This window comes from Bacillus sp. GMs2/2 (assembly GCF_050172095.1).
GTDB classification, from domain to species: Bacteria; Bacillota; Bacilli; order Bacillales; family Bacillaceae_G; genus Bacillus_A; species Bacillus_A cereus.
The window spans coordinates 1-9,541 of the sequence record NZ_JBNLYE010000158.1 but is presented as its reverse complement, the minus strand read 5'-3'; the positions used below and the strand labels follow the sequence as shown (position 1 = coordinate 9,541).

Sequence of the window (9,541 nt, the reverse complement as noted above, 5' to 3'; positions counted from 1 at the left end):
AGAATCTATCAGATGCTATGCGTTTACTAGCTGGTTTTCTATTATCATTAAAATTATTATTTACCTCTTTCGGCATACACTTTATTACAAACGATCAAATCGACGCTATTGTTAATGTTGTTTCATTTTTATTTATTCTATACTTTGGCTACAAAAATAACTATGTAGGAAAAAAAGGAATGGAGCAAAAGAAAATACTCAAAAAACACAACCTTCACTAAAAAAGGAACCTTTTGTACAGGTTCCTTTTTATCATTGACGCACAACAACTTCATTTGTTTGCAGTGGGCCATATGATATCTCTTTATCTTGAAATGTATATGTAGCCTGAAAGAATGTTTGTTTAAGAGCTTTATCTTTATTAGCTTTTATTTTACAACGTAGTTCCACCTTCTCATTCGGTAACAAATCATCAATTCGCCATCTAACAAGCTGGAATAAAAACTCACTTATCCCCTTATCAACTTTTAAAGAATTAGGAATATAAGCAAAGTAATCTCGAATCATATGACTTACAACAACTCTCGAAATCATTTCTACTCCTTTATTTTCCACTTCAATTCGCATAATAAGTATGTCGTTTACATCGTAGGTCAATTCATACGAAAACTGTTCTGTATACATACTACCAATTTGTAATGTAACGGCTACTTGAGGAAATTCGTTTTCCTTTTTCGATCCGTCAATCCACAATACTGGTTGTAGCGGTATTGAATACTTTCCTGTATCCGAAATTCGTCCCCATATTTTCATAATATATATTCACCTCATTTCAGATGTAACATACACACAATGAATTCCTCAAATTACTAAAGCTTGCTACAAGCAATGTTTAATATTTCTCTTCCTTTTATCCTATTCGACAATATGAAGAAAAAACCATTTTTCATCTATTAACAGAAGGTGTTCTTTATGAAATTTTTTTACAATTTACTTCATTTCCTTTATAGCAATATTCAGTATGGCTCACTCGTTCTCTACTCATACGAAAGAATATTTTGACGGAAGAAAAAGTTTGCCTTATAGTCAAATTTGACTATAATATTCTTTATGGCATATCAGTGCACTTATGGAAAAGAAATTAAAATCAACTATACATTAAAATTTTTTATCCACTGCACTCAAAACTTAATATAGTTTACTTATTTCTAAAGGAGGGTTATATTTGGAAACTCAACCATTAAAAAAAGACGCCAACAAGACAAAATTTGTTGTTGCTGGTTTACTGCTTGGTATATTAATGGCCGCAATGGATAATACAATCGTTGCAACCGCAATGGCAACAATCGTTGGAGACCTAGGAGGATTTGATAAGTTTGTTTGGGTCACATCAGCTTATATGGTAGCAACAATGGCAGGGATGCCTATCTTCGGGAAACTTTCTGATATGTACGGACGGAAACGTTTTTATATTGGTGGCCTCATTCTTTTCTTATTCGGTTCTGCGCTCTGCGGAACAGCTTCAAGTATTGAGCAATTAAGTATTTATAGAGCTATTCAAGGTATCGGTGGTGGTGCCCTTATGCCTATCGCCTTCACAATTATGTACGATATCTTCCCACCAGAAAAACGCGGAAAGATGACAGGACTATTCGGTGCTGTTTTCGGGACATCTAGTGTATTCGGTCCTTTATTAGGTGCTTATATTACAGACTATATAAGTTGGCATTGGGTCTTCTATATTAATATTCCATTAGGACTTATCTCCTTTTTCTTCATTACTAAATACTACAGTGAGTCTCTAGAATTTAGAAAACAAAAAATTGATTGGGCTGGTGCTATTACACTTGTCATAAGTATCGTTTGCTTAATGTTCGCATTAGAACTTGGTGGTAAAGAATATGCCTGGAATTCTACTGTAATTATTGGCTTATTTACAATAGTAGTTATTACGCTTATTATTTTCTTCTTTGTAGAACGAAAAGCAACCGAGCCTATTATTTCGTTCCATCTATTTAAAAAACCTTTATTCGCAGCTAGTCAAGGAGTTGCCTTTTTCTATGGTGCCGCTTTTATTATCTGTACAGTTTATATTCCAATCTTCATTCAAGGCGTTCTTGGAGGTTCCGCCTCTAATGCTGGATTAATTTTAACACCAATGATGGTTGGTTCTGTAATTGGAAGTCAAACAGGAGGACAATTAGCGTCTCGAACAAGCTATCGTAACATTATGATGGTATCTGGTGTCTTCTTCGTTCTTGGTATTTATTTATTAAGTACTTTAACAATGGACACACCTCGTTTACTCGTAACACTATTTATGATTCTCGCTGGGCTTGGTGTCGGTTTCTCATTCTCAGTATTAAGTATGTCTTCTATTCACAAGTTGGAAATGCGAGACCGTGGTTCGGCGACATCAACAAACTCATTCTTCCGATCACTCGGTATGACTCTTGGTGTAACGATTTTCGGTACAATTCAAAATCATATTTTTACAGATAAACTAAACTCTGTATTCCCCCCTGAACTAGCAAAATTAGCTCCAAAAGGCGGAGACACAAGTTTCTTATTATCACCAGGCGCTACCGCAAAAATTCCTGCTGAAATATTAGCGGGTATTAAAGAAGCTCTCGCTACATCTATTGCGAATACATTCTTCTGGGCACTCATCCCGGCTGTACTAAGTATTATTTGTATTTTACTTATGGGAAATGAACGCCTCTTTACTGGCCCTAAAAAGAAAGAAAAACAAAAGCAAGTTAGTTAATATAAAAAAGAAGCGGCATATTCCTTTATGAAAAAGGATATGCCGTTTATAATATGTATAAAGTGAAACTTTAATCAGTGGGGGTTGTTCATCTCCCACTGATTATTAGCCCTCACCAATCTGGTTTTTACGGGCAGTTAATCCCCACCTAACTTCTTTGCTTCCACCGAATTTTTGGGTGGGGTCTTACTGCCCGTTAATGCGGGATAAAGTTTTTGTATACAGGAGTTGAGACAGCATGAGCATGAAATTAGTCATTCTCGGCTTGCTACTCGAAGGAGATAAACATCCATATGAAGTGCAGCATATTATGAAAGAACGACAAATGGATTGTTACATTAAATATGCTAAAGGATCACTTTATTACGCCTTCGAGCAATTAGAAAAGCAAGGTGCAATTCATATTACAAATGTAATTAGAGACACAAATCGACCGGACAAAACGATTTTTCATATAACAGAAGAAGGCAAAAAACTATTCCATACTTTACTATTAAAACAATTTGAAGCCAAAAACCAAATATATAAACCTATTTATTCAGCATTATCTTTCGCTCACTTTAGCAATGATCACGAATTAGTTCCTATTTTAGAAAAAAAGAAAAACGATACTCTTCAATATTTACATACTATGCAAACGATATATGATTGTAATAAAGGAAAGGTTCCACGTGCACAACTATATATTTTGCAAAGTGTAATTGAGCATATTACAGTTGAATTACAATGGTTAAACACCCTCCTTAAAGATGCTATAGCAGGCCGACTTTCAGAAGTTGCTATAGATGAAAATTGAGCTATGAAAGAAGACATCCCTACTTCTTTCATAGCTCAATTTCTCTTTTTATACAGTACTATTATTAATTAATTCAGAATAAAAATTCAGAATAATAAGAAATAAAAACTTTAGAATTTTCTTATTTCAAAACAGTAGACAAAATTCCAAAAATTGTGTTAGAATTTGTTTCAATATCATATCGCTTGTTAAATTCCTTTCAAAAGGAAAATAGGTACACGAAAGTTTCGTTTCGTGTTTAAAAGGGAAGCTTGGTGAAACTCCAACACGGTCCCGCCACTGTAAATGCTGAGATTTCTTTTTAGTACCACTGTGAAAACGGGAAGGTGAAAGAAATTATATGAAGCATAAGTCAGGAGACCTGCCTGTTTTAACAACACTGATAGATTCACGGATGATGATGAGGTGTTAAAACAAAAAGGAAGGCTTATTTTCTATGTCTTTGTACTTTTTGTTATAGGTATTTCCTAGTAAACGGAAATGCTTACTTTCAATTAGGGAGGAATTTAAAATGGCAATTCAAACAAGTAACTTAGGTTATCCACGTATCGGACTACAACGAGAGTGGAAAAAAACATTGGAAGCATTTTGGTCCAATAAAATCGATGAAGAACAATTTTTAACAACAATGAAAGAAATTCGCCTTCAACACGTAAAAGTACAGCAAGAAAAAGGGATTGAACTCATTCCAATTGGCGACTTTACATATTATGATCACGTTTTGGATACTGCCTATATGCTAGGATTTATTCCATCACGTTTTTCTGAGTTTACATCTTACCTTGATGTATATTTCGCAATGGCGCGTGGCTCTAAAGATCACGTAGCTTCCGAAATGACAAAATGGTTTAACACAAACTATCACTATATCGTTCCTGAATATGAAGAGGGATTACAAATCTCTTTAAAAGATAATCGTCCACTTCGCTTATACGAAGAGGCAAAACAAGAATTAGGAGTAGATGGAAAGCCTGTTATTTTAGGACCATATACTTTCTTAAAATTAGCTAAAGGCTATACACAAGAACAATTTTCTACCATTTTAAAACAGTTAGTTGTACCTTACGTACAACTGCTTTCAGAACTACATGCAGCTGGGGCACAAGCCATTCAAGTTGATGAACCGATTTTCGCTTCTTTAACGAAAGAAGAAGTTCAACAAGCAAAAGAAATTTATGAAGCTATTCGTAAAGAAGTTCCAAATGCGACTCTTCTTTTACAAACATATTTTGATAGCGTAGAAGAAAACTATGAAGAAATTATTACATTCCCGGTATCCGGTATTGGATTAGATTTCATTCATGGTAAAGAAGGCAATTTAAATGCTATTTCAAAATATGGGTTCCCAGCTGATAAAACTTTAGCTGTCGGTTGTATAGACGGCCGTAACATTTGGAGAGCTGACCTTGATGAAGTACTTACGTTATTTACAACGTTACAAAAACAAGTCCAAACGAAAGATATCATCGTTCAGCCTTCTTGTAGCTTATTGCATACACCAATCGATAAAACAGAAGAAACTCACTTATCGACTGAGCTGTTTGATGCGTTAGCATTTGCAAATCAAAAATTAGAAGAGTTAGTTCTTATTCATTCCGCTCTCACTCAAGGTACAGAAAGCATTAGTAATGAGCTGGAAACATATCGAAACGTACATCATACAATTCGTTCATCTGCTGCACGTAACCGAGAAGATGTCAAAGCAGCACGAACAGCACTAAAAGAAGAAGATTTTTCACGTCCTCTTCCATTTGAAAAACGATACGAATTACAACAAGTTGCCCTGGAGTTACCGCTATTACCAACAACGACTATTGGTAGCTTCCCGCAAACAACTGAAGTTCGTCAAACGCGAAAAGAATGGCGTAACGGTGTTATTTCAAATGAACAATATGAACAATTTATTGAAAAAGAGACAGAAAAATGGATTCGTTACCAAGAAGAAATTGGGCTTGATGTACTTGTACATGGTGAATTTGAAAGAACTGACATGGTTGAATATTTTGGTGAGCGCCTTGCTGGTTTCTCATTCACTAAAAACGGTTGGGTACAATCTTACGGTTCCCGCTGCGTAAAACCACCTGTTATTTATGGTGATGTAGCCTTTATTAACGGCATGACTATTAAGGAAACAGTTTATGCACAAAGCTTAACGGAAAAAGTTGTAAAAGGAATGTTAACCGGACCTGTTACAATTTTAAATTGGTCCTTCGTTCGAAATGATATTCCAAGAAAAGAAGTTTCGTATCAAATTGCACTAGCTCTTCGTCACGAAATTGAACTACTTGAATCTTCCGGAATTAGAGTAATCCAAGTCGATGAGCCCGCACTTCGTGAAGGAATGCCACTAAAAGAAAAAGATTGGGATGCTTATATTACATGGGCAGTACAATCCTTCCTTTTAGCAACTTCTTCTGTAGCAAATGAAACACAAATTCATACTCATATGTGTTACAGTAACTTCGAAGATATTGTTGACGCGATTCGCGCATTAGATGCAGATGTAATTTCTATCGAAACATCAAGAAGTCACGGAGAATTTATTGATACATTAAAACATACAACATATGAAAAAGGCATTGGCCTAGGTGTATATGATATTCATAGCCCACGTGTACCGAGTAAAGATGAAATGTATAAAATCGTAGAACAATCTTTAGAAGTATGTGATCCTAAATATTTCTGGATTAATCCCGATTGTGGTTTAAAAACGAGAAGAACAGAAGAAGTTATTCCAGCTTTAGAACATATGGTGCAAGCAGCGAAAGATGCTCGTTCCCTTTTAAAAACAAACGCATAACAAAAATGGGTTATCCTTTTCTCAGGATAACCCATTTTTTATTCTTTACTTTCAAAAAAGAATTCATATTGTATTTTATATAATTCATCATCCGTTGGCTCTTCAAGAGGAATTGCTTGTAATACAACTGTATACTCACCATTTGGAATAGGTATTTGAAATTTATTAGAAAGAATACTCGTTATAACGATACTTTCATTTTCAACTGTAAAAGGAACCGTAATCGTTCTAACTACTTCTTCTTTTTCAATATGTTTCCCTGGGGTCACTTTCACTTCACAAGTATAATCAGAAAGTGCTTCAAAAATAACAGTTCCATCTGCCTTAGCATAACCTCTTTCAAAATCTTCATCAGTCCAATCTACATAAGGCTGCTCACCGTCATAGTTCATCAACATTAATTGCGAATAAGAAATCGTTAACTCCATAGTTCCCCTTCTCCTTCATTATGAAATATACAACTACTACTTCACTTCAAATTTTACTCGCGTACCATCTGGGTATTTATCTAACTTATTCCCTACCCAAGAGCCTGCTCCACGGTTATCCGCCGGACTTATATATTCAATATGTGCTCCTTTTCCGCCTTCCTTGCACATCGCCATTGGCCATTCATCACGATCATACCCTTTTTTTGATGGATATGGCGCTAACGACAATTTCCTTCTATCTGCAGCACCACCACGATCGATTGTACAAACTTCTGAATGCCCTTCTTTTATAGCATCCGTAATATGTTTTCCTGTCTCTGGATAACGTTCTTTCGGAAATTCTAACACTTGATCATACGTATTCGTTTTCTTTACACTTGTTTCCTCTGGCACAAGTACTTCATAAACTGCTACTAAAATAGACAGAATTGCGATAATTGAAATGATAATACCTTTTAATTGCTTCATGTATACCTCCATGTTTCTACCAGTTTCTTTTCCTCCGTTATTATAACAAACTTCTCCTGTATATGTTTTCAGACATTATTTTAGTTATTCCTTGCCATTCCGCCAAAAATTTTCATTTTTTCACTAATGCTGTAGAAAACTAATAGCCTTCCGACATTCTTTTTCAAAGGAAGTCCTCATAAAAGATTGAAATGATATATACGATACTTTTTGGGGAGGAAATATGATGGAAGCTACCTATAAAACGAAAGATGTCACGAATAAAACAGGCATCCCAAAACATATAGTTCGCAAATATAGTCAACTGTTAGAGGAACATGGTTATATGATTTCCAAAACAGCTGATGCTCGTATTTATAAACTTGATGATTTAAAATTATTGAAATCTATACACGAAAGAGCTGCTACATTACAAGAAGATATTTCAGAAACGATACCGATTATTTTAAAAGAAAAAGAGGCCCCACCTGTACCAGTTATACAAGATAAGCAAGAGATACAAACGAAAGAAAAAGAAGATGGGCGTAACTTTGAGGAGTTCATGTTAAAACTTGAAATGCTAGCTCAATTAAATGAAGCAATTATTCATCAAAATTCTACTCTAATTACACAAAATCGTTTAAAGGATGAGAAACTAGACGAATTGATGCAACAAGTTTATGTAAAAGAAGGCTCTCAAGAAAAAATGCTTCAAGAGTTAGTCGATCACGCCGCTCAAACAGATGCACTGCAAAAAGAAAAGATGGACTTATTAATGAATCATATGTATAAACGAGAATCCAAACAGGAAGAAAAAATGAATAAACTTGTTAGTCAAATTTATAACAAAGACAGTAACCGTGATGCACAGCTTATGCAAGTTATTCGAGAAATTCAAGAAACAAAAAGAATGGTTGCTGCCTCAAAAGAGCAAAGCTTCTTTCAATCATTTAAAAGTTTATTTAGCCGAGCAAAACAAGAAAAAACAAATGAATAAACAATATAAAATAAAAAGTTACCTTTCATCGGTAACTTTTATTCCTTATTTTGTACAGCTGGTAATATAATAATTGCTTCAGTGCCTTTTCCACTTTCACTCTTATATTCCAATGTACCATTATGCGCTTGTAAAATACTAAATGTTACCATAAGTCCTAATCCTGTCCCTTTTTCTTTTAAAGAATAATATGGTTGCCCAAGCCTTGCTAACTGTTCTTTCGTCATACCAACACCACTATCTTTAACTCTTATTATGATTGTTTCATCTTTTTGAATAGCTGTTACTTTTAAATATCCTTTATTTCCTTGAATTGCTTCAATACCATTTTTAACAACATTCATAATAGCTTGCTTCAATTTTGTCTTATCACCAATCGTATAAAGACTTTCTGAAATTTCAACTTGTAAATATACACCTTGCATCGCTGCAAATGACGACATAAGAGTGGTCATTTCTATTAATTGGGCTGATAAACAAATGTGTTCTTTTTTCTCAATTTGCGGCCTTGCTAAATTTAAGTAATCTGAAATAATTTGTTCCGCCCGATCCAATTCAGCTAATACGAGACGCATATAATCCTTATTCTTCACATCTTCCGTACTTTCTAGCAATTGGATAAATCCACGAACAACAGTTAGTGGATTTCGAACTTCATGTGCCACACTTGCTGCTAACTCACTTACAATATTAAGCTTTTCTGATTTTTGCATCTCTGTACGTAGCAATGCATTTTCATTTAAATATTCAGTTAAATACACCTGGAATACCATTGTCATGACCATGATAAGCGAGGCAAATATAAATCCGCTATATATTTGCGAAATATACGGTGTAAATCCTGTTTCCAAAAGAACATTAATCATGCCTAATACTAAAGAAACAAGCACATAAAATGATGAAATCATAAATGCTAAAATTAATTTCTTATCCCTTGAAAAAAGAGACCATTTCTTTGATAAAAATAGCGGAACTATCAATAAAAATATTACTTCTAAAACTGGAAGAAAGCTCATTCCCTTTAGTAACCATTCATATGCAACAAAAATAACCGCTGGGATTAAACCAACAATCCCACCATATAAAAAACCACTGACAATTGGAATGGGGTGAAAGTTATACCCACACACATTGCCAAAACAAATAGAGTATGTCATGGAGAGAACGAGCGTAACGCTAGATAAAAACATAATAAAGTAACGATTTGGCTTCGGAGGCATTTCTTGATAGCGATTTAAACGAATCGCTTCATATAAAAATAGTGGCAAAATTATGATGGCAATTTGAATCAATAAATCACGGATAAGCTCCATAACCTCTCATCCCCTATATGTATTTTGATATGATTATATCATTTTATAGG

The 9,541-nt window shown here is 34.5% G+C and carries 9 protein-coding genes and 1 riboswitch; of the genes, 5 read left to right on the top strand and 4 right to left on the bottom strand.

Annotation, left to right across the window (positions count from 1 at the left end; translation table 11 throughout):
• Positions 1 to 221, top strand: a 221-nt coding sequence (locus tag ACQGS6_RS17960; RefSeq protein WP_426965375.1) for an SPP1 phage holin family protein, incomplete at its 5' end; no start/stop codon positions are given.
• 31 nt (positions 222 to 252) lie between these two features.
• On the opposite strand, the gene ACQGS6_RS17955 is transcribed toward ACQGS6_RS17960, so the two are convergent.
• Positions 253 to 753 (bottom strand): hypothetical protein, encoded by a 501-nt coding sequence (locus tag ACQGS6_RS17955; protein ID WP_000708120.1) that lies wholly within the window; start codon positions 751 to 753, stop codon positions 253 to 255.
• 412 nt (positions 754 to 1,165) lie between these two features.
• Here ACQGS6_RS17955 and ACQGS6_RS17950 point away from each other — a divergent pair, with 412 nt between their 5' ends.
• The 3 genes from ACQGS6_RS17950 (at position 1,166) to metE (ending at position 6,303) form a co-directional block, all read left to right on the top strand.
• Entirely contained in the window at positions 1,166 to 2,707 is a 1,542-nt protein-coding gene (locus ACQGS6_RS17950) for an MDR family MFS transporter (protein WP_426965374.1), read from the top strand.
• A 238-nt stretch (positions 2,708 to 2,945) separates the two neighbouring features.
• Positions 2,946 to 3,503: a PadR family transcriptional regulator gene (locus ACQGS6_RS17945; RefSeq protein WP_000062063.1), complete on the top strand. Its 558-nt coding sequence runs from the start codon at positions 2,946 to 2,948 to the stop codon at positions 3,501 to 3,503.
• A 195-nt stretch (positions 3,504 to 3,698) separates the two neighbouring features.
• Positions 3,699 to 3,886: riboswitch (cobalamin riboswitch) on the top strand.
• A gap of 128 nt (positions 3,887 to 4,014) precedes the next feature.
• Positions 4,015 to 6,303 carry a 5-methyltetrahydropteroyltriglutamate--homocysteine S-methyltransferase gene (gene metE / locus ACQGS6_RS17940; protein ID WP_001007613.1) on the top strand — a complete coding sequence of 763 codons (2,289 nt, stop codon included), beginning with the start codon at positions 4,015 to 4,017 and terminating at the stop codon, positions 6,301 to 6,303.
• Positions 6,304 to 6,341: 38 nt separating this feature from the next.
• Here metE and comJ read toward each other — a convergent pair whose 3' ends face one another.
• Both comJ and nucA read right to left on the bottom strand, forming a co-directional pair.
• Entirely contained in the window at positions 6,342 to 6,731 is a 390-nt protein-coding gene (gene comJ, locus ACQGS6_RS17935) for a competence protein ComJ (RefSeq protein ID WP_000424030.1), read from the bottom strand.
• Positions 6,732 to 6,767: 36 nt separating this feature from the next.
• Positions 6,768 to 7,202 carry a DNA-entry nuclease gene (gene nucA, locus ACQGS6_RS17930; RefSeq protein WP_000811494.1) on the bottom strand — a complete coding sequence of 145 codons (435 nt, stop codon included), beginning with the start codon at positions 7,200 to 7,202 and terminating at the stop codon, positions 6,768 to 6,770.
• Positions 7,203 to 7,428: 226 nt separating this feature from the next.
• Between nucA and ACQGS6_RS17925 the strand changes: the two genes are divergently transcribed.
• Positions 7,429 to 8,178, top strand: coding sequence for a DUF3967 domain-containing protein (locus ACQGS6_RS17925; protein ID WP_000388471.1), 750 nt, complete (start codon positions 7,429 to 7,431; stop codon positions 8,176 to 8,178).
• A 38-nt stretch (positions 8,179 to 8,216) separates the two neighbouring features.
• Here the strand turns inward: ACQGS6_RS17925 and kinB are convergent, their stop codons facing one another.
• Positions 8,217 to 9,491 carry a sporulation sensor histidine kinase KinB gene (kinB, locus tag ACQGS6_RS17920; RefSeq protein ID WP_000420369.1) on the bottom strand — a complete coding sequence of 425 codons (1,275 nt, stop codon included), beginning with the start codon at positions 9,489 to 9,491 and terminating at the stop codon, positions 8,217 to 8,219.
• Between the last annotated feature and the right edge of the window lie 50 nt (positions 9,492 to 9,541).

What these genes read in the sequence shown, in the direction of transcription:
- ACQGS6_RS17955 (WP_000708120.1), bottom strand. Translation starts at nt 753, where the DNA reads ATGAAAATATGGGGACGAATTTCGGATACAGGAAAGTATTCAATACCG.
- nucA (WP_000811494.1), bottom strand. Translation starts at nt 7,202, where the DNA reads ATGAAGCAATTAAAAGGTATTATCATTTCAATTATCGCAATTCTGTCT.
- ACQGS6_RS17925 (WP_000388471.1), top strand. Translation starts at nt 7,429, where the DNA reads ATGGAAGCTACCTATAAAACGAAAGATGTCACGAATAAAACAGGCATC.
- ACQGS6_RS17945 (WP_000062063.1), top strand. Translation starts at nt 2,946, where the DNA reads ATGAGCATGAAATTAGTCATTCTCGGCTTGCTACTCGAAGGAGATAAA.
- kinB (WP_000420369.1), bottom strand. Translation starts at nt 9,491, where the DNA reads ATGGAGCTTATCCGTGATTTATTGATTCAAATTGCCATCATAATTTTG.
- comJ (WP_000424030.1), bottom strand. Translation starts at nt 6,731, where the DNA reads ATGGAGTTAACGATTTCTTATTCGCAATTAATGTTGATGAACTATGAC.
- metE (WP_001007613.1), top strand. Translation starts at nt 4,015, where the DNA reads ATGGCAATTCAAACAAGTAACTTAGGTTATCCACGTATCGGACTACAA.